Origin of the sequence: Anaerococcus provencensis, assembly GCF_000312365.2 — a bacterium.
GTDB lineage: Bacteria > Bacillota > Clostridia > Tissierellales > Peptoniphilaceae > Anaerococcus > Anaerococcus provencensis.
The window spans coordinates 236,390-257,254 of record NZ_HG003690.1 but is presented as its reverse complement, the minus strand read 5'-3'; the positions used below and the strand labels follow the sequence as shown (position 1 = coordinate 257,254).

At 33.5% G+C, this 20,865-nt stretch carries 20 protein-coding genes, 1 tRNA gene and 1 other annotated feature; all 21 genes read right to left on the bottom strand.

The window, feature by feature from the left end:
* Positions 1-92 precede the first annotated feature (92 nt).
* Positions 93-464, bottom strand: a complete 372-nt coding sequence (locus BN38_RS09995; protein ID WP_044567477.1) for a RidA family protein — start codon at positions 462-464, stop codon at positions 93-95.
* Between the two features lie 15 nt (positions 465-479).
* On the bottom strand, positions 480-1,484 hold the full coding sequence (locus tag BN38_RS09990; RefSeq protein ID WP_044567475.1) for a M15 family metallopeptidase: 1,005 nt from the start codon (positions 1,482-1,484) through the stop codon (positions 480-482).
* A 233-nt stretch (positions 1,485-1,717) separates the two neighbouring features.
* Positions 1,718-3,916: an RNA degradosome polyphosphate kinase gene (locus BN38_RS09985; protein WP_044567473.1), complete on the bottom strand. Its 2,199-nt coding sequence runs from the start codon at positions 3,914-3,916 to the stop codon at positions 1,718-1,720.
* 5 nt (positions 3,917-3,921) lie between these two features.
* Positions 3,922-4,830 (bottom strand): Ppx/GppA phosphatase family protein, encoded by a 909-nt coding sequence (locus BN38_RS09980; RefSeq protein ID WP_044567471.1) that lies wholly within the window; start codon positions 4,828-4,830, stop codon positions 3,922-3,924.
* Entirely contained in the window at positions 4,831-5,568 is a 738-nt protein-coding gene (gene murI, locus BN38_RS09975) for a glutamate racemase (RefSeq protein ID WP_044567469.1), read from the bottom strand. It lies immediately after the preceding gene.
* Positions 5,565-6,395: a 4-(cytidine 5'-diphospho)-2-C-methyl-D-erythritol kinase gene (gene ispE, locus BN38_RS09970; protein ID WP_044567467.1), complete on the bottom strand. Its 831-nt coding sequence runs from the start codon at positions 6,393-6,395 to the stop codon at positions 5,565-5,567. Before ispE ends, murI begins: the two co-directional genes overlap by 4 nt.
* A 72-nt stretch (positions 6,396-6,467) precedes the next feature.
* A tRNA-Leu gene (locus BN38_RS09965) sits at positions 6,468-6,558 on the bottom strand.
* Positions 6,559-6,637: 79 nt separating this feature from the next.
* Complete coding sequence (gene argH, locus BN38_RS09960) at positions 6,638-8,011, bottom strand: argininosuccinate lyase (RefSeq protein ID WP_044567465.1); 1,374 nt, start codon at positions 8,009-8,011, stop codon at positions 6,638-6,640.
* A gap of 1 nt (position 8,012) precedes the next feature.
* On the bottom strand, positions 8,013-9,251 hold the full coding sequence (locus tag BN38_RS09955; RefSeq protein WP_044567463.1) for an argininosuccinate synthase: 1,239 nt from the start codon (positions 9,249-9,251) through the stop codon (positions 8,013-8,015).
* A gap of 77 nt (positions 9,252-9,328) precedes the next feature.
* Positions 9,329-9,557: a binding site (T-box leader), on the bottom strand.
* Positions 9,558-9,801: 244 nt separating this feature from the next.
* Positions 9,802-11,763, bottom strand: coding sequence for a sodium-translocating pyrophosphatase (locus BN38_RS09950; RefSeq protein WP_044567461.1), 1,962 nt, complete (start codon positions 11,761-11,763; stop codon positions 9,802-9,804).
* Between the two features lie 161 nt (positions 11,764-11,924).
* Positions 11,925-12,155: a 30S ribosomal protein S18 gene (rpsR, locus tag BN38_RS09945; protein ID WP_044567459.1), complete on the bottom strand. Its 231-nt coding sequence runs from the start codon at positions 12,153-12,155 to the stop codon at positions 11,925-11,927.
* 21 nt (positions 12,156-12,176) lie between these two features.
* Positions 12,177-12,728, bottom strand: a complete 552-nt coding sequence (locus BN38_RS09940; RefSeq protein ID WP_044567457.1) for a single-stranded DNA-binding protein — start codon at positions 12,726-12,728, stop codon at positions 12,177-12,179.
* Between the two features lie 3 nt (positions 12,729-12,731).
* Positions 12,732-13,016 carry a 30S ribosomal protein S6 gene (rpsF, locus tag BN38_RS09935; RefSeq protein ID WP_044567455.1) on the bottom strand — a complete coding sequence of 95 codons (285 nt, stop codon included), beginning with the start codon at positions 13,014-13,016 and terminating at the stop codon, positions 12,732-12,734.
* A gap of 104 nt (positions 13,017-13,120) precedes the next feature.
* A complete protein-coding gene (locus tag BN38_RS09930) occupies positions 13,121-13,816 on the bottom strand; it encodes an energy-coupling factor transporter transmembrane component T (RefSeq protein ID WP_049944493.1) in 696 nt (231 codons plus the stop codon).
* Entirely contained in the window at positions 13,809-15,242 is a 1,434-nt protein-coding gene (locus BN38_RS09925) for an ATP-binding cassette domain-containing protein (protein ID WP_044567452.1), read from the bottom strand. The genes BN38_RS09930 and BN38_RS09925 overlap by 8 nt, the downstream gene beginning before the upstream one ends.
* Positions 15,226-15,795 carry an ECF transporter S component gene (locus BN38_RS09920; RefSeq protein WP_044567449.1) on the bottom strand — a complete coding sequence of 190 codons (570 nt, stop codon included), beginning with the start codon at positions 15,793-15,795 and terminating at the stop codon, positions 15,226-15,228. Before BN38_RS09920 ends, BN38_RS09925 begins: the two co-directional genes overlap by 17 nt.
* 9 nt (positions 15,796-15,804) lie before the next feature.
* Positions 15,805-16,431, bottom strand: a complete 627-nt coding sequence (locus BN38_RS09915; RefSeq protein WP_044567447.1) for a YkoF family thiamine/hydroxymethylpyrimidine-binding protein — start codon at positions 16,429-16,431, stop codon at positions 15,805-15,807.
* Between the two features lie 127 nt (positions 16,432-16,558).
* Positions 16,559-17,059 (bottom strand): IS200/IS605 family transposase, encoded by a 501-nt coding sequence (gene tnpA / locus BN38_RS09910; RefSeq protein WP_084593708.1) that lies wholly within the window; start codon positions 17,057-17,059, stop codon positions 16,559-16,561.
* Between the two features lie 218 nt (positions 17,060-17,277).
* Positions 17,278-17,517, bottom strand: coding sequence for a Veg family protein (locus BN38_RS09905; RefSeq protein ID WP_044567445.1), 240 nt, complete (start codon positions 17,515-17,517; stop codon positions 17,278-17,280).
* A gap of 95 nt (positions 17,518-17,612) precedes the next feature.
* On the bottom strand, positions 17,613-18,995 hold the full coding sequence (locus tag BN38_RS09900; RefSeq protein ID WP_044567443.1) for an aminopeptidase: 1,383 nt from the start codon (positions 18,993-18,995) through the stop codon (positions 17,613-17,615).
* Positions 18,996-19,003: 8 nt separating this feature from the next.
* Entirely contained in the window at positions 19,004-20,842 is a 1,839-nt protein-coding gene (gene htpG / locus BN38_RS09895; RefSeq protein WP_044567441.1) for a molecular chaperone HtpG, read from the bottom strand.
* Between the last annotated feature and the right edge of the window lie 23 nt (positions 20,843-20,865).

Sequence of the window (20,865 nt, the reverse complement as noted above, 5' to 3'; positions counted from 1 at the left end):
TCTCCTTTATTTGCTTCTTATATATTTATACCCAGAAAATAAGACATTGAAAAAGGCCAAGCTAAACTTGGCCTAAATTATTGAAAAGCTTATTATAATGTAGCTATAGCTTCTATTTCTATTACCCCACCTAGTGGAAGTGCTCCTACTTGGATAGCAGATCTTGCTGGTTTGTGGTCAGAGAAGTATTCTTTGTAAACTTCATTTACTGCAGCAAAGTCATTGATGTCAGCTAGGAAAACTGTACATTTGATAACCTTGTCCATGCTTGTACCTGCTTCTTCAAGGATTGCTTTTACATTTTCAAGAGATTGTCTTGCAGCAGCTTTGATTTCTGTTACTAGTTCACCATTTTCTGGATTGATAGAAAGTTGTCCAGATGTGAATACTAAGTTTTCTGTACCTATAGCTTGTACGTATGGACCTACTGCTGCTGGTGCTTTGTCTGTATTATATGCTTTCATTATTAATTCTCCTCTTTAATTGATTTTTAAATAGTCTTCCAATGTCAAGTTATTCTCATAAATCTCTTTGGCATTTTCAACGCCAACGAATCTAAAGTGCCAAGGCTCAGCTTTATGATTTGTCTTATCCTCTTTGCCCTTTGGATATCTTTCTATAAATCCATATTTGTAGGCATTTTCTATAAGCCATTGGTATTCAGAAGTTTTTTCAAACTTCTCATTATATTTGTTACCTTCTGTAAAAAAGTCAAAGGCTGATCCTAATTGGTGTTCATTTGTGCCAGCAGCAGAGCTATCAATCTCTCCTGCAGCATACATTTTTTCTTCTAAGTCATAACCCCTATAATCAGAAGCAATTTTTAAGTCCATGCCTTCTCTTTGCATGTCTTGTCTTAGAGTTTCAAATGCACGTTTGGCAGTCTTATCTACACCCGGATCAAAATCTCTAGGCAATTTATAATCATCACTAACATAAGTTAGACCATTTATAACTTTAATCTGATTGTCACTTGTAAGTTTTGATAGGCCGTATTTATTGACATAATAATAGGCATCATCGATTTTAACTTTGGTGAAACCATTTTCCGTGCCAAAACTAGGCACATAGGAACCCTCTTTGATAAACTTTTCAGTTTTGGAAAAATCATTTGGATATTGGTAGGCATACTGAGTTTTTACACAATACAAATACTCCTGTAGATTATCTTGGTAGCCGTCATCGGATACTTGTAATTTTTCTTCAATATCTGTATCGGCAAAACCAATCTGTGTAGCTACATGGATATTGCCATTGTTATTTTCTTCTTCTACTTCTTCTAATAAATTATTTATTTCGCCAGATGCTTGCCTATATTCGGAAGGTCTAGCTATTGTGAAATCATCTTCCTTGTTAAATCCAAAATGTAGGACACCTGCAAGGGCTAGGGCTGCTACTGTAGTTCTTGTTAAAATCTTCTTTGTTCTTGCTTTTCTTTCTCTTTGCTTAATTCTCTTTTTTTCTCTGATACCTTTATTAGACATATAAAAATCCTATTCATTTATTTCAATCGTTTTATATCAGTAAGTCTAAGGGATAGTATATTAACAAACTTATAAAATATATTCCAATTCTAAAAAAGTTTGCTTTACATACTTGGTTAATATTATTATAACACGACTTTGTAATTATGCATAGGGGTTATTTGGCTAAAATCAGACATTTTTCACAAAAAAACGACCAAATAGGTCGAATTTTCGAAAAATTATTAATTTTTTTATTTTCTTCTAAAGATATCTAGGATTCTTTGCAAGTAATTTTTCTCAGAAACCAATTTCTTTCTATCTTCACTCATAGGCTCCCTATTTCTTTTTGCCCTATTTCTTCTTGCAACTTTTTGTGCATTTCTTTCTTCTTCTATATCAATATTTCTTTTCTTGGCCCTTTCTATCAATCTATCTTGGGCATCTATATTATTAACATTTTGAACCTTTGTATACTGACTGTTTGCTAACAATTTCCTAATCTTTACATCATCAGAAAACATCAAATCCAGATAGTCCAGTATTCTCTTCTTGACCTCGTCATCATATATTGGTACAGCCACTTCCATCCTATTTCTGATATTTCTAGTCATAAAGTCAGCTGATGATATATATAACTTAGCATCCAAATCGCGGCCAAATTGATATACCCTGGAGTGTTCCAAGAATCTTCCAACTATCTGGTAAATGTTTATATTCTCAGTCCTATTTGGGATACTTGGCAAGATACAACAAATACCTCTAACTAGCATATCAATATGCACTCCAGCATTTGATGCCTCGGATAATTTGTCGATTAGTTTTCTATCTGAAATGGAATTTACCTTTATCCTTATATATCCATCGTGACTTTGCTTTTGTCTTTCTATTTGTTCGTCTATTAACCTAGCTAGACCTTCTTGCATAGATTTTGGACTAACAAGAAGATTATCATATTCTCCTTCCAAATTGCCTAGTTGGATATTATCAAATAATTCCTTGGCATCTTGGCCTATAGGTCCGCTTGCAGTCATAAATGAAAAATCTGTGTAAAGCTTTGCTGTTTTTTCGTTATAATTACCTGTGGCAACTTGGGTAACATATTCTACATTTTCATTATCATCTACCTTAGTTATAAGGCAAACTTTTGAGTGAGTCTTGTAGTTATCAAAACCAAATAATATCTTACAGCCTGCATCCTCGAGTTTTGTTGACCAAAATAGGTTGTTATCTTCATCAAATCTTGCCCTAAGTTCCATCAAAACTGTGACATCTTTGCCATTTTCACTTGCCTTTATCAAAGCTTTGGCAATCTTACTATCTTCTGCTATCCTATATAGGGTGATTTTAATTGAAACTACACTATCATCTTCTGCAGCTTCCTCTAACAATCTTATGACAGGGTCCATAGATTCATATGGAAAAGATAATATTATATCCTTCTTCTCAATCTGATCAATCATTTTTTCATTTGGATCAACCATAGCAGAATCTAGTGGAGAAAATTTATCATAGGTATGGTTGCTTATTATATTTTCTGGCAAGTCCTCGACAAGGGCAAACAAAAATCCTGGTTGCATCAAAGACTTGGTCAAGAAAATATTCTTTTCATCTAGATCAAATTGTGCCTTTAAAAATTCTATAGATTCTTCACTAAGGTCTTGGTCAACCTCAAGTCTTACCGGGTGTAATCTTTTTCTTTTCTTAAGTTGAGTCTTCATATATGATCTAAAGTCTTGATCTATATCAAAATCATCGTCATCATAAGCAATATCGGTATTTCTTGTTAGGGAAATGATATATTTATTTTCAACCGTGTAACCCTCAAAAACTTGGTAGCCATATTCTTTGATTATGTCTTCTACGAATACGAAAGTAGTATCGTTGATTTTAAGATATCTTTTTATTCTATCAGGAACTTGGATTAGGCCAACTCTATCGCTTACCTTGTCGTTATGTTTTCTTAGAGAAAATAGGACAGATAAGGCCAGATTTGGCAATCTTGGAAATGGGTGAACCCTATCAACTATTTGAAAGTTTAATATTGGTTCGATTTTTGTATTAAAGTAATACTCTACGTATTTTTTATCTTTTTCACTTAACTCTGAAACTTTTAATAAGTTGATGCCATTTACCTTGAGGTCATCAACTAATTGATTGTAAACTTGGTCTTTTTTACGATACAAATCGATACATTCTTTAAGTATTGCATCTATTTGTTCGTCACTGGTCATACCTGATTTGTTATCAACAGGCTTTTTCTTTAGATTTTTGAAATCAGTAAGACTACCAACCCTAACCATAAAAAACTCTTCAAGGTTGGTGTCAAATATGGAGAAAAATCTTAATCTTTCAAGTAAGGGAACACTTTTGTCATTAGCTTCTTCAAGCACTCTTTGATCAAATTGCAACCAAGAAAGCTCTCGGTTTTGCGTAAAAGATATATCAGTCATATTACTTATTCATTCCTTCCTAGTAGTTTACTATATACATACCCTTCTCTTACCCCAGTTTGACTAACTGAAATCTCGCTACAATAAAAATATTTTGCTACACGATTTAAAATAGCCATTCCAGGCAATAAAGTGTGTATTCTGTCAGGTTTAACTTCTAGAATTGAATCAAGTATTTCTCTAGGTTCTTCTTCTATTACTTCTTTTAGCATAGAATTGAACTTATCTTTTTGCATGGTTGTGTTATAAGAATCCAGCTTGTAGTATTCATTGTAAAACTTAAGGCTTGCACGAGCCGATCCACCAACCGCGCAAAGAAGATCGTGTTTTTCCCTATAAAACTTCTTATCCTCAAACATCTTTTTCATATCAGCATCTATGCTTTTCTTCTCAGCTGTAGTCATAAATAGTTGGTCTACATAGTCATTAAAAGCTGACAAGGAACCAATAGAAAGAGAAGTAGATTTTATAACCTTGTTTTGGTCGATAATCACAATCTCACTAGATCCACCACCAATATCAGTAAGGATGCCACGAGAAACTTCAATAGATGAGCTTGCTCCTATGAAAGCAAGTTTTGCTTCATCTTCACCACTTAATATTTCAATATCTAGGTCGAGCTCTTCTTTCACTCTAGATAAAATTTCAACTCTATTAGCGGCATCTCTTATAGTAGCCGTTGCAAATGGGTGAACTTCATCAATATCTTCAAAATTATCCACAACATTTTTGAACATTCGAAGAACATCTATTAGTCTTTGGATGCCTTTTTCCGAAACAACTCCATCCTTAACAAATGATCTTAGTGAAGCTTGCTCTTTCTCATTAAATAAATTGCTAACTTTTTGGCCAACCACCTTATAGACTGAAAGTCTAACAGTGTTTGAACCAATATCTATGACTGCATATATCATTTACAACTCCTTTTCTACTAAATTATAATCGCAATCAATCAAATTTTTAATAATCTTTTCTGTATTAGGATCGATCTTACTCATATAAATATTTACTGAAGACTCATCATTTTTCGGCAAATCTAACTTGAGATAATCAGCTGGATCAATGATATTAGCCTGATACGTAAGATTTTTCCTTATAGCATCTGTAATTATCGGATAATGGGTGCAGGCTAAGATAATATTTTCAATTTTTTCCTTATTGGCAATTTCAAGATATTCGCCCAAGGACTTATCCAATTCATAGCCAGATGTCTTGCCATTTTCTATGTAATCTACAAGTTTTATTCCTGCAACTTCATAGACCTTGCTATTGTTTTGGATATTATTTTTATAAAAATGACTGTTTATAGTAGCCTTTGTTCCAAGAACCAAAAAATCTCCATCATAAAGTTTTGTAGCTTCTATGCCAGCATCTGTAATGGGATAAAATTTCTTCTTGTACTTATCGCTAAGATGTTTACTAGCCAAAGCCGATATAGTATTACAAGCGATGATATAATAATCTATATCAAAGCCTTGTAAAAAATCTACAATTTCTTCAGCAAACTTAATTATCTCAGTCTTATCCCTGTTACCATAAGGTGCTCTGAGGCTGTCACCAAAGTAATAATAGTTGGCCTTGTTTGTCTTTATTAACTTTTGTAAAACGGTTAGGCCACCAAGGCCAGAGTCAAATACCCCAATATTTGTCATATAAGTTCCACCTTTTTTACAAAATCATACTTATCTTTTAAATTCTCATAAGCGAGATTATAGGTCTCATCATCTACAAAAATCCCAAAAATAGATGCACCACTACCGCTAATAAGAGTCACTTCTGCTCCATTATCTAAAAAATCATCCTTGATATCAAGTAAGTGTGGATAAAGGTCTGTGACTACATCTTCCATGACATTTTCAAAGTAAAAAATAGCTGAATAATCTCCATCTTCTAGCTTTTTGACTATCAAATCATTATCAATGTGACCATAGTCTTTTAGCTTTTTATAAACTTCTGCAGATGAAATATGTGTGCCATCGTTGATGAGCAAGATTTTCATATCCAAATTATTTTCAAAGGGAGTAATAATCTCGCCAATACCCCTAGCCCTAGCAGGAGTATTTGTAAAGAAAAATGGAATGTCAGCCCCAAGCCTTACCCCAATATCCATCATTTCTTGGCTAGTTAGAGATAGATTCCAAAGCTCATTTAACCCCTTGATCATCTCTGCTGCATCAGTAGATCCACCAGCAAGGCCAGCAGCTATCGGAATATTTTTAATAAGTTTAACATCAAGTCCAGGATTATCTGTCCTATCCTTTAGCATTTGCCAAACCTTATAAATTAGATTGTCCTCAAGATCCCCTATATTATCGTTGTTTGAAGAATATAAAAATTGTCCACTATCATTTTTATTAATAATTAATTCATCAAATAAATTTATACGAGCCATGATAGTATCAATCTCATGATATCCATCAACTCTTTGAAATAGAGAATCTAAAGAAAGATTAATTTTTGCATAACATTTTCTTTTCATTTTCAACCTCAATATAAATTATACAAATATGTTAAAAATTGGCAAAAAAAAGTGGGAAACCCACTAAATATTTGGTGCAGGATAGAAGACTTGAACTTCCACGACCTAAAAAGCGGCCACAAGATCCTTAGTCTTGCGCGTCTGCCAATTCCGCCAATCCTGCAAAATACTTATTAATAATACTACTTTTTAAAAGGTAAGTCAAATAACCTTACAAATTATCTGACTTACCTCTTCATTTCTTAAACATTTAACTCATCTAAAACAAATTCAATTTGTCTTTTCACTTCTTCTTTTGCTGGACCTCCCAATGATTTTCTTTTATTAATACAATTTATTATGTCGATAAATTCATATATGTCTTTTTCAAACAATTCAGATTCTTTTTTATATATACTTAAATCTACTTCATCTAAAGTTAAGTTGTTTTCGCTTGCATATTTTACTATTCTTGCAGATATGTGATGGGCATCTCTAAAGGATTGACCCTTATTTACCAAGTAATCAGCTACATCAGTTGCATTTAAAAATCCTTCTTTACAAGCTTTTAACATTTTTTCTTTATTTATCTCTAAAGAAGCAATTTGCCCTGCCATTATTTCTAAGGAAATTTTTATGGTGTCTATACTATCAAATATGGACTCTTTATCTTCTTGCATATCTTTAGAATACGCTAGTGGTAGACCTTTTAACATTACAAATGATTGGTTCATATTTCCAATAAGTCTAGCTGACTTACTTCTTAAAAGCTCTGCCATATCTGGATTCTTTTTTTGTGGCATAATCGATGATCCTGTTGAATATTGATCATCTATTCTGACAAAAGAAAATGGTTGGGATGACCATATGATTAGCTCTTCAGATAGTCTTGATAAGTGAATTCCTATTATTGATAAAAGAGATTGTAGTTCCAAAACATAGTCCCTATCACTTACCGCATCCATGGAATTTTGCATTATAGTTTCAAAACCAAGTTCTTTTGCAGTAAATTCCCTATCAATTTGATAAGATGTACCAGCAAGTGCACATGCTCCAAGTGGAGATGAATTTAACCTTTTTTTATAATCTTTTAATCTGTCAAGATCTCTAAGACCCATCATTGCATAGGCCACGAGATGATGAGCAAAGGTGACTGGCTGGGCTGCTTGCAAGTGAGTATATCCTGGCATAATAGTTTGTGTGTGGTTTTCTGCTAAGTCAGCTAAGCTTTTGATGTATTTTTTTAATAAATCATTTATAAGATCACATTCATTTCTAATATAAAGCTTCAAATCTGTTGTAACTTGGTCATTTCTAGACCTTGCTGTATGCATTTTCTTGCCAAGATCGCCTATTTCATTGATCAGAGCCCCTTCAACGAAAGTATGAATATCTTCACTTTTTAAATCTATTTCAAGGTCCCCATTTTGAATTTTTTTATAAATTTCATCAAGACCTTCCAAAATTTTATCCGCTTCGTTTGCTTTTAAAATATTAGATTTTTTTAGCATCTTTACATGGGCAATTGATCCTTTTATATCTTCATTTACTAGCCTTTTGTCAATCATTATAGAAGAATTAAATTCTTCAGCTATTTGATCTAATTGACCCGAGAGCATCCCACTCCATAATTTCATTTTATAAACCACTTTCTTTTGTAGCTTTGGCATAAATTTTAGTAGATAAACCAAATAAATTTATAAATCCACTTGCATCTGCTTGCTTATAAACATCATCTTCTTCAAAGGTTGCGTATTCTTCAATGTAGAGAGAATTCTCTGCAAATATTCCAGCTGGTTGCATAGAGCCTTTATAAAGTTTAACCTTGACCTTACCTGTTACATTTTCTTGACTAGTTTTTACAAAAGCATCCATAGATTCTTTAAGAGGAGTCATCCATTTACCTGCATAGACTAATTTTGCATAGTCAATAGCCATTTTTTGCTTATACTCTAGAGCATCTGGGTGGACTGTTACTGATTCTAATTTTTCGTGAGCAAAGTATAAGACTGATGCTGCAGGGTTTTCGTATAAACCTCTAGATTTCATGCCTACCATTCTGGATTCTACGATATCATCTATTCCTATACCATGTTTTCCCGCTATTTTATTTAATTTTTTTACAAGATCAGATCCCTTTAACTTCTCTCCATTTAACGCTACTGGGATACCTTTATCAAATTCTACTTCTACAATTTCTGCCTTATCTATTGCTTTTTCAGGTGGCGTTACCCAACATAGGACTTTTTCTAAGTCTGCGGGATTTTCGGGATCCTCTAAGTCTAGCCCCTCATGGGATAGGTGCCAAATATTTTCATCCATGGAATAGGCTTGGTCACTGCAAGTGCTTAAGGCTATATTATGACTTTTTGCATATGCTTCTTCTTCACTACGTCCTTTTATATCCCAAAATCTCCAAGGAGCAATGACCTTAATATTTGGGTCAAGGGCCATAATGGAAACTTCAAATCTTATTTGGTCATTGCCCTTTCCGGTACAGCCATGAACTATAACATCAGCATTTTCTTTTTGAGCTACATCTACCAGAACTTTTGCAATTAATGGGCGAGCAATGGCTGTTCCTAGCAAATATATATTTTCATACTTTGCTCCAGCTTTTAGGCTCTTAAATGCATAATCTTCTATAAATTCGTCTTCCACATTTACATTATAAAATTTACTTGCTCCTGACATTATTGCTTTTTCTTCTAACGCTTTTGCATCTTCTACCTGTCCTAAATCTACTGAGACACAGATAACTTCTTCTACACCATTTTCTCTAAGCCATGCTACTATAACAGATGTATCAAGTCCTCCAGAATAAGCAAGGACTACCTTTTTGGCTTGTTTTAATATTTCAAATTCATTTTGTGGCATAATTTTCCTCCATATATTTTTTTATCAAACTTAGTTATCCGTGTCTTTTTTGGTAATAAAAAAGAGCCTTCTTCCCATAAAGGGACGAAAGCTCGTGATACCACCCATATTTATCTATTTCTCGCGAAATAAACCTCATCAAGTACTAACATACTCTAACTCTATAACGGGAGTTCCCGTATAGGTCTCCTTGTATCGACCTATAAGTTCGGAGGTTCTTTTCTCTATCTTAATACTTATCCTCTCACACCAAACAGGATTCGCTTTAAGCTTTAGGATAGATACTCTTCTCTTCAACACTTTTATTAACTAATGATTTGATTATATGCATTATAAGCTCAGTTCTTAAATTTGTCAAATAATAAAAGGATGTTGCAAAATTATAGATAATTATTGTTCCATCATTAGAGTGCACTCACAGAAAGTTTGAGATTTATCCCGCCAGCTTTTGGAGGCATTTAGCCCGTCGGTTGACGGAGACCTTTCTGAGAGGGTGCTCGAATGATTTTGGAACAATTTATCTATTCTGCAACAGCCTCTAATTTTTCTATTAGATGAATAGACCTGCAAATACTACAGATACTATTGTCATTAGTTTGATTAGGATGTTTAGAGATGGTCCTGATGTATCCTTGAATGGATCTCCTACTGTATCTCCAACTACTGCTGCCTTGTGAGCATCAGATCCCTTGCCACCTTCTACACCGCTTTCGATGTATTTCTTAGCGTTATCCCAAGCTCCACCAGCATTTGACATAAAGATTGCCATCATTACGCCAGTTACAAGAGCGCCTGCTAATAGTCCACCTAGGGCATGTGGTCCAAGGATGAAGCCTACAGCAATTGGTACGAGTATTGCTAGTACGCCTGGTATTACCATTTCTCTTAGTGATGCTGTTGTTGAAATTTGGATACAATTTTCATAGTCTGGTTCTTTGTTACCAGCTAGTATTTGATCATCTTCTTTAAACTGTCTTCTTACTTCTTCAATCATTTGGCTTGCTGCTTTGCCTACTGAGTTCATTGTTAGAGCTGAAAATAGGAATGGTAGCATAGCTCCTATAAACATACCTGCTACTACTCTACTATCTAGGATAGAGATAGCATCAAGGTTGATTGATTCTGCATAAGTGATAAATAGTGAAAGTGCTGTTAAAGCAGCTGATCCTATAGCAAATCCTTTACCAATAGCAGCTGTTGTGTTACCAATTGAATCAAGTCCGTCTGTGATGTCACGTACGTTTTCTGGTAGGTAGCTCATTTCTGCTATACCACCAGCATTATCTGTAATTGGTCCGTAAGCATCTACTGTTACTGTAATACCTGTTATAGAAAGCATTCCTACAGCTGCAAGAGCTATACCAAATACTCCCATTAGTTTAAATGAAACCATGATAGCAATTGCTATAACTATTATTGGAAATACTGTTGAAAGCATTCCTGTAGAAAGACCTGCTATTATGTTTGTTGCAACACCTGTTGATGATTCTTTTGAAATGTATTTAACGTGTCTGTAATGGTCAGAAGTATAAATTTCTGTCAAAAGTCCAATTGCTATACCTGCAACAAGGCCTGTTATTACAGCAAATGCTGCGTTAAAATCTCCAAAGTATTTATTTGATAAGATAAGTGATCCAACTAATACTATAGCCCCTGAGATATAAAGAGTATTCATTAGTGATTTTTGTGGATTAGGATGTGATTTTGATAAAAACACAAGGCTTGCCACAATTGATGCAGCTATTCCTAGAGCAGCTAAAAATAGAGTAAATCCAAGGCCTGCTTCTGCAAAATACACAATACCTAGAGTCATTGATGAAATGATAGCACCAACATATGATTCAAATAAGTCAGCGCCCATACCAGCAACGTCACCTACGTTATCACCAACGTTATCTGCAATTACTGCAGGGTTTCTTGGGTCATCTTCTGGGATTCCTGCTTCTACCTTACCAACAAGGTCAGCACCAAGGTCAGCAGCTTTGGTATAGATACCACCACCAACTCTTGCAAATAGAGCAACAGATGAAGCTCCTAATGAATATCCCATTAGGATTGTTGGGTCTTTGTAAAGCATATAAGTAATGATGATACCGATAAAGCCAAGGCCAGTAACAGCCATGCCCATTACAGATCCACCAGAAAATGCTACTTTTAATGCTCCATCTTGACCTTTTTCATAAGCCTCATTAGCACATCTAACATTTGATGCAGTTGATACTCTCATACCAATAAAACCTGCAAGCATTGATAATGTTGAACCTATTATATAGCAAATCATAATCTTAACATTAAAGAATATTAATAAAAGTATTGCTACTATAGCTACAAAGATTGCAATGAATTTGTATTCTCTGCTTAGAAAGGTCATTGCACCATTTCTAATATAACCAGAAATTTGAACCATACGGTCATTTCCAGCTGAAAGTGGGTTTATTTTAGCCTTAATAGTAAATAGCATAAATACTATAGCCAAAATAGCCACGATAAGAGATAAAATCTCTACAGACATAAGTCCCTCCTTATATAATATTATTTAGTTATATTGTAATATTCTTTATGCAATATTACAATATAGATTTATATTATCAAATAAAAATACGCTAAAATTAATGCCAATTGCATATATTTTAGCGCTTTTATGCTTATTGAATGTGTTTTTTTATTTTTTAATTAGTTTTCTTCGTATGGTAATAATGCAACTTGTCTAGCACGTTTAATAGCACGTGTTACTTCTCTTTGATGTTTTGCATTAAGACCTGTAACTCTTCTTGGTAAGATCTTTCCTCTATCTGAGATAAATCTTTTTAAAGTTTCTGTATCCTTGTAATCAATCACTTTTGATGGATCTTTTACAAATGGATCAACCTTTTTTCTTGGTCTAAATCTTCTATTTTGAGCCATGGTATTCCTTTCAAATTATTTCTAGAATGGAATCCTGCCATCATCCTCAATTTCTGTGAAGTCATCATCGAAGAAATCATCACTACTATCAAAGCCAGCTTGGTTTTGATTGTTGTAGTTATTATTGTTATAGTTGTTATTGTTTTGGTAGCCAGTTTGTGAGTAATTATTGTTGCCATAATCTTGGTTATCACCATAATTGCTATTATTGTAGCTAGATGATTGATTATCAGATTTTGAACCTAAAAACTCAACATTGTTAGCCCATACCTCTGTGGTATAGATAGTTTTACCAGTTTCCTTATCTTGATAAGAACCTGTGTTTATGCTACCCTCAACAGCACATTGACTTCCTTTTCTTAAGTATCTTGATGCATTTTCACCTTGCTGACCCCATACTGTAATACGGATAAAATCAGCTGTTGGACGATTTTGAGATTCTGCTTCTTGTCTTTTTTCCCTGCTAAGTCTTTTGTCAACTGCTAGGGTAAATGTAGCAACTGCTTGGTTATTTTGAGTATATCTTAATTCTGGATCTCTAGTAAGTCTTCCAATAAGTATAACTCTATTCATTGATTAGTCCTCTTTTCTGATAACCATGTATCTTAATACAAAATCTGAAAGTCTTAGTCTTCTTTCAAATTCTCTGATATGGTCTGGAAGAGAATCAAATTCTACGATGTAATAATAACCATCTCTAATGTCATTAATTTCGTAAGCTAATCTTCTTTTTCCCCAGTCATCAACGTTTGTAACTGTACCGTTTTCTTCTATGATAGCTTTAAATCTATCTAGTAGGTCAGTTCTACCTTGATCTGTCATATCAGGTTTGAAAATCAAAACTGCTTCGTATTTATTCATTATTTCACCTCCCTATGGTCTATGACCCCGTTAATTTCTTACGGAGTAGAGTGTTACTGGTATATTTTACTATCGCTACTATTGGTTGTCAAGGTTAATTTTTCTCATAATCCTAATATTCCTAAGGTTAAAATTATTAATGGAATAGCTACTGCCACTATATAGTCAGTCTTTTTAACATACATTATTTTATAATTTGTTCTATCCTCACCAAATCCTTTCGCTTCCATTGAGGAAGCAATATTATCCGAAAACCTAACAGATCTAACTAAAAGTGTGAATACAGGTCTAATATTTAAAAAACCATAACTCATACTTCGAATATCATAGGATAACTTTATATTCTCCAAATCATTTTTTAAGTTAGGTATCATATTTATGGCTGATAGGATACCATATGCCAAGTTATTAGATAAATTTAATTGCTGAGTGAAGCTATATATTAGTTCTTTAGAGTCAGTCGTCATGGAATATGATATTCCTAAAAGAGCATAAGCTAAAATTCTGGATCCTAACACTAGACCATTCTCAAAGTTTGCATGTATATTATTATTTATCGATGCTGTTAAACCCGAGGCTGAAAATTTATATCCTGCCATAAAAAAACTTAAAGACAGTAGTAATACAGGTACTAATGCAAGTAAAATACTTTTAAACTTCACTCTCTTAGAAGTTAATAGAAAAATAATTCCTATTCCCGTCACAAAAAAATTGAGCCTATAAGAGGTGAAAAATCCTACTATTAATGAGCTAAGAAAGATACTTATAGTTTTAAAGCTGGGGTTCATCTTATCAAGCAATTTTAATCACCTTTTTATCTGTTATTTTATATTCAAGATCGGCGTATAACTTTACTAAGTTTTTGTCGTGGCTAGTAAAGATGATTGTAATATCTTTGGATAAACGCTTCAAATCATCCATTATGAGACTAGCATTTTTTAGATCCTGACCGTATGTAGGTTCATCAACTAGCAATAAATCTTTATTTAGTGTAAGCATTGTTATTACTGCAAGCCTTCTTTGCTCTCCTTGGGATAGCATCCATGGAGATTTTTCAATATATCTGTCTAGTCTATAAGATTTTAATAATTCCTTGGTTACTTGGCTAACATTTTCATAATCTCTTTCACCAGTAAGTTCCATTAAAACATTGGTAGTTACAAATTGAAGTGTTGGATCTTGAAAAACAAAGCCGATTTTTTTAAGTAACTCTTTTCTTCTGAAGTTCTTTAATTCTTTTCCCCAAATCTTTATCGAACCACCATAAGAGATTTGTTTAAGCAAAACTTTAAATATGGTACTTTTCCCAGCTCCACTATCTCCTGTTAGAGCAATCAACTTTTTTTCTGGGAAGGAAAAAGATGCGTTTTTTATAATTTGATTGATCTTATTATTAGATTTATAGGATAAATTTATGTTATCTGCTTGGATAAAGTCATCTGTATGATTTATATTTTTTATCTTAAGATTCTCACCATCAATCATCAGCCCATTTTCTATAAAAATTTTCTTCATATCATCACATTGATTTTGAAGTTTGATATTATTGTCTATTATCTCGCCATCTGACCCTAATATGACTACTCTATCTACAAAATCCCAAAGTTCCAACCTATGATCAATTATCAAATAAGAAGAGCCTTCATTTAATCTTTTCCTTATTATTTTTTGCAATTCCGAAGTAGAATCGTCATCTATATTTGCAAAGGGCTCATCTAGCACATAAAGTTGGCTATCAATCATATCTATGGCACAAAAAGCTACTTTTTGTAGTTGGCCACCTGATAGGCTATCAAATTTTTGGTCCAGTAAATCTAATAAACCGTGTTTATTTGCTTGATTTATTGCTAATTTTTCAATACGCTCCCTAGGAGTCTTAAGGTTTTCTAAAACGAATATTAATTCTTCTCTTAAGTTTTGTGTGCAAAGTGACAATCTTGCATTTTGAAATGATACAACTAGATGTTGATAGCGATTATAAGTTTTGAAATTTTCTATGTCCTCATTTGCAATAGTTAATCTGTCAAAGTCTACGTTCGCAGACATATTTTTATAATATCCACTTAAAACAGAAGCAAGAGCTGATTTTCCTGATCCGCTTTTACCACAAAGCAATACTATCTCTCCTTTTTCAATGTTAAGATTTATGTTTTTAAGAACTGGTTCATTCTTAATCCAAAGAGATAAGTTGTCAATTATAAGAAGATTATTAGTTTGTTCTGTCACTGATAACTCCAGTTTGATATAGCTTATCACAAATGAATTTTGCTAAAAAACCTGTAAAAATTAACGAGGATATTAATCTAATTACAAAAATCATTAGAACAATAGATAAATCTAGGGTCCAATATTGGTTCCTAAAACCTGTCCATAAAAAGGTAAATATTGTACAAAATACAGCAGCCATCATTGTAGTTTTATATGAATAGTCTTTATAATTACCTATTTTAAATGCAAGCTCAACTCCAAGACCTTGGATGATACCACTTATTATTACCATTGGCCCAAACATATTTCCTAATAGCACCTCTATAAGTGCAGAAATAACTTCGGTCACTACACCTACCATTGGCTTTTTTATGATATAAGTTGCTGTAACAGCAGCCATAAACCAGATACCATAAAATGGTTCGTAGCCTAGAATCCCATATCCAGATGGTGTTAGACTCGTAGTTGCAAAAGCTCCTAAGTATACTGCTCCTAAATATATTAGCCCATAAATAACAGATAATAGACCCATCAAAACAAAATCACTTGTTTGAAGTTTATTTTTAATCATTATCCTCTCCTAGTTTTTTTCTGGTAAATTGCAAAGTAATTGAGCTTCAATTACAAAGTGACTGACTTTATTTTCTAAATAAGTATAAATATCTGCAAGATATGAAAAAATATCATGAACATCTGCATTTAAAAAAGTTACGTAATGACCTGTCCCTGATATAACACCCATATCTATTCCTCTATTTACAACTGTCTCTATTTCACTCATATAATTATTATCACCAAAAATATATAAAGAAAATTTACCAGTGATATCAAAATGCTTGTCTTTTATATAATCTTCATTTATTTTTTTATCTTCTGCTTCTAATAAATAATCAGCGTCGGTATCTCCTGGGCAGCCCTTAGATAAGGTTAAGTTCATACTCATATGAACATCATTCCTGTATGCATTTATATAAAAAGCTTTAAGAGCATCAAATAAAGCATTGGTTTGGCCCCTGTATACTGTGGATGTATTATCTGTTTGTGTCCATAAGTTCGATGTATCAGTTTTATCTAAAGCCCCTAGGATAATTTCGATAAAATCATCTGACATAGGCGACAGACTAAATCTCGCTCCTGATATACCAAGTTTCGAACCAGATATACCACAGCTGGTATTGGAATAATCAACATAAGCAATTTTTGACATAATCAGAACTACCAGCTTAGCTGGTAGTTTCCACAGCGCCTAGAAGGCGCGAATACCGGCACGCCCCTATTGGGGCTCCGAGTATTATCTCCACATGCACCACTTTCTCAGCTTCTGCTTAAGCAGTTTATTTATTGCTTCTTTTTACTGACTCTCCCGTAAACGGGTCATAGTATTCCTTGATACTTATTTGATCCGCATAATAGTCTTCTTTTAGTTGATTTTGTATATATTCTTTTATCATTTTCTCATTTCGCCCTACTGTATCCACGTAATAACCTCTACACCAGAAATGTCTGTTTCCATATTTATATTTTAAGTTTGCGTGTCGATCAAATATTATTAGTGAACTTTTTCCTTTTAGATATCCCATTATTTCTGAGATACTATATTTTGGTGGTACTTCTATAAGCATATGGACATGATCTGGGCACAGCTCCGCTTCTATTATGTTTATTCCTTTTCTTTGACATAGTTCTCGTAGTATTTGACCTATGTCTTTTTTTAGTTTCCCGTATATTTCTTGTCTTCTAAATTTAGGGGCAAATACTATATGATATTTACATCTCCATTTTGTATGTGATAAACTATTGTTGTCCAATTTATTCTCCTTGTTTTTATTGTGCATGTGGTTATCACAATTATATTACAAGTGAGAATTTTTTGGTCTTGAAGCTAAAGCTTAATTCCTCCACCTGCAGAGCAGGTGGTTTTTTGTTTCGCTCACATTCGTTCGCTCAACTCACTTAAGTGAACAATAAAAAACCAGAGCTCATATTTATAGCTCTGGCAAATGAACCAACATCATCGTCAGTTAAATTTTATATTTTCTTTCAAATCAGCTTTCTATTCTGCACTCAATAGCTCAACAGTTGATGTTAAAATATCTGAATAAGAATATGAAACTGTTCGTTCTACGTCAAAATCGTTGTTAACTTTTACAGTAAAAACGCTAGGGAATGCATCTACAATGACACCAGTTTTGGTTTTGATGCGTTTTCTGCCCATATCGGCTTTAAGAATTACTTCTTTACCAATACTGTCTTTGACTTGCCTTCTGATATCATTTACTGACCTTTGCTCCATCTAATCATCCTCTCATTAAATACTAATAACAATTATACTTCGTAAAGGTCAAAATGTCAAAAAAGCGATATATTATACTAGTTTAGATAACCTTGTCAAATATTTTCGTAAAAGGCTTTGTAGGCCTTGCAAGTTGAGTATAAATCAGCCTTTGAAATCAATTCTGTTGGAGCATGCATTGACACAACTGGAGTGCCACAGTCAACCACATCCATATTGTATTCTGCAAGTATGAAGGCAATAGTTCCGCCGCCACCTGCATCTACTGCACCAAGTTCACCTGTTTGGTAGATGACATCTTCTTTATCAAAAGCAGATCTTACTTCTTGCAAGTATTCTGCATTGGCATCGTTGCTGCCACCCTTTCCACCTGAACCTGTGTATTTTGTAAGGGCTACTCCACAGCCAAATTGAGCAGAGTTATCAAGTTCTGACACATCCTTAAAGTTTGGATCATAGGCTGCTGTTACGTCTGCAGAAAGTACTTTTGAATTAGCTAAGGTACGTTTTAGGGAAATTAAATTTGCCTTATCATTTATATTTAATAGTTCAAGAACTGTGTTTTCAAAGAATTGTGAATACATTCCTGTATTACCCTTTGAACCGATTTCTTCCTTATCAACAAAGAGTCCTACTAGAGTTTTCTTTGGATTTTCTACACTTAATATTGCATTTAAGGCTGAGTATGAACAAACTCTATCATCGTGGCCGTGTCCTATTATCATAGAGCTATCAAGACCTGCATTTCTAGCTTTGATGGCAGGAATAGCTTCAAATTCTGCTGTTATGAAGTCTTCTTCGATTATGCCATATTTTTCATTTAGGATCCTAAGAATATTTTTCTTAACTGGGTTGTCAGATTCATCTTTTAGTGGGATTGAGCCAACAAGGATTTTTAATTGTTCACCTTCTATAACTTCTCTGGCAGATTTATCCATTAGTTTTCTTGATAGGTGGATTAATAGTTCTGATATTGTAAATACTGGTTCATCATCATTATCACCTATTGAGATTTCTAACTTTTCACCAGCTTTTGTGTATATTACTCCGTGAAGTTCTAGTGGAATAGTTGTCCATTGGTATTTTTTAACTCCACCATAATAGTGAGTTTTAAAATAAGCTAGGTTTACATCTTCAGAAAGAGGAACTGGCTTGAGGTCAAGTCTTGGACTATCTGTATGAGCTCCTACAATAGCCATACCATTTTCCATATCTTCGCTACCAATTACAAATAAAGCAACTCCCTTGTTTTTGTTTAAGGCGTATACCTTATCACCTGGCTTTAGACTTTTTGCTGCAATTTTTTCATTAATGTCTACAAAGCCTTTTTCTTCAGCTCTTCTGATAATTTCTTTGGCAGCAAGTCTTTCGGTTTTTGCTGTGTTTAGAAAGTTGATATAATCTTTTGAAATTTCTTCAAGCTCATTTTTTTGCTCATCATCGATATTTAGCCACACATTTTTTCTTTTGTATTCCATATTTCCCCCTAAATAAGTTTCCAAATATTTTTTGTAAATTCTACTGGATCATCTATTTCTAGGCCTTCGATTAGTTTTGCTTGGTCTAGTAAGAGATTAACTATCTCTTTTTTCTCATCATCTTCTGCATTTTGTAGAAGTTCATAAGCCTTGGTGTTTTTGCCGATTTCTAGGACTTTTTCCGCCTTAATATCTGGTGAATTAAGTTGATTTTTGAGAGCTTTTTCCATCTCTATTGAAATATCTCCTCTTTGTTTAATCATTGCTGGTACATCTTCTAGCTTGTCTGTAAACTTGATGTCAACCACATCATCTGACAAATCTTTTAGCAATTTTTCTACCAAGTCCTTATCGTCTGTATTTTCCTCAGCTTTTTCATCTTCTTCTGCTATGGACTTAAACTTCAATCCTTGGTATTCATCTAACATCCTAATTAGGAATTCGTCAATGGTTTGGTCTAAGAGTAGGACATCTCTACCATCATCCACCATTGATAAGGCTGGAGAATTCTTGATTTTTTCTATGGAATCACCTGTTGCATACAAGATATTTTCATCAGTTGATTTCATACTTTCTTTGTAAGCCTTTAGTGATATGAACTTATCCTCATTTTTTGAATAGAAGAGTAGTAGGTCTTCTAGGTCTGCTTTTTTTGCTCCAAAGGATTCATAGATGGCTACTTTTATATTATTTCCAAATTCTTTAAAGAATTCTTCATATTTTTCTGGTTCTTTTTCCATCATTTCAAGCAAATGAGCGTTGATTTTCTTGTTAATTTGTCTAGAAATAACCCTAAGTTGCCTATCTTGTTGTAGGGTTTCCCTTGATATATTTAGTGTCAAATCGTCACTTTCAACAACACCCTTTGCAAATGAATATGCATCATCAATAAGGTCTTCGCTTCTGTCCATAATCTTTACACCGTGAGTATAAAGTTGCAAACCCTTTTGATAGTCTTTTGAATAATAATCAAAAGGAGCTTTTTTAGGAATGTAAATTATAGACTTAAATTCTACCATGCCCTCTACTTTAAGGTGTAGCCATGAAAGTGGTTCATCAAAGCCAAAATGTTGGTCTTGGTAGAAGTTGATGTAGTCCTCATCTGTTAGGTCATTCTTATTTTTCTTCCAAATTGGAGTTTCAGAATTTAGGATATCATAGTCTTTATAATCTTCATATTTTGGTTCATCTTCTGTAGAGTCCTCAGCAAGTCTAGTTTTATTAACTTCCATCTTGATTGGATATCTGATGTAGTTGGAGTACTTGCTGATAAGATTTTTAATCCTAAATTGATCTAAATAATCGTCATAATTTTCATCTTCAGTATTTTCTTTTAGGAAAAGAATTATTTCTGTGCCGTGATTTTCTTTTTCTATTTCAGAAATTTCAAAACCATCGGCATTTTTACTTACCCACTCATAGGCCTTATCTTCGCCATATTTCTTTGATCTTACTATAATCTTATCGGCTACCATAAAGGCAGAATAAAACCCTACACCAAATTGACCGATTAAATCCTTAATGTCAGAATTTTCAACAGTTTCCTTAAAGCTTTGGGTGCCAGATTTTGCTATAGTTCCCAAGTTTTCTTTCAAATCTTCTTCATTCATTCCAATACCAGTATCGTAAACTGTAAGTGTTCTATTTTCACTATTTGGAATAATTTCTATATAATAATCTTCCTTGTTTGTTTCGGAATCAGATTTTAAATCCTTGTAATATATTTTATCTAGTGCATCTGAAGCGTTTGATATCAACTCTCTTAAAAATATTTCTTTGTTAGTATAGATTGAATTGATCATCAAATCCATAACTTTTTTTGCTTCAGCCTTGAATTCTTGTTTCATATAACCTCCTTAGCACTCTGATA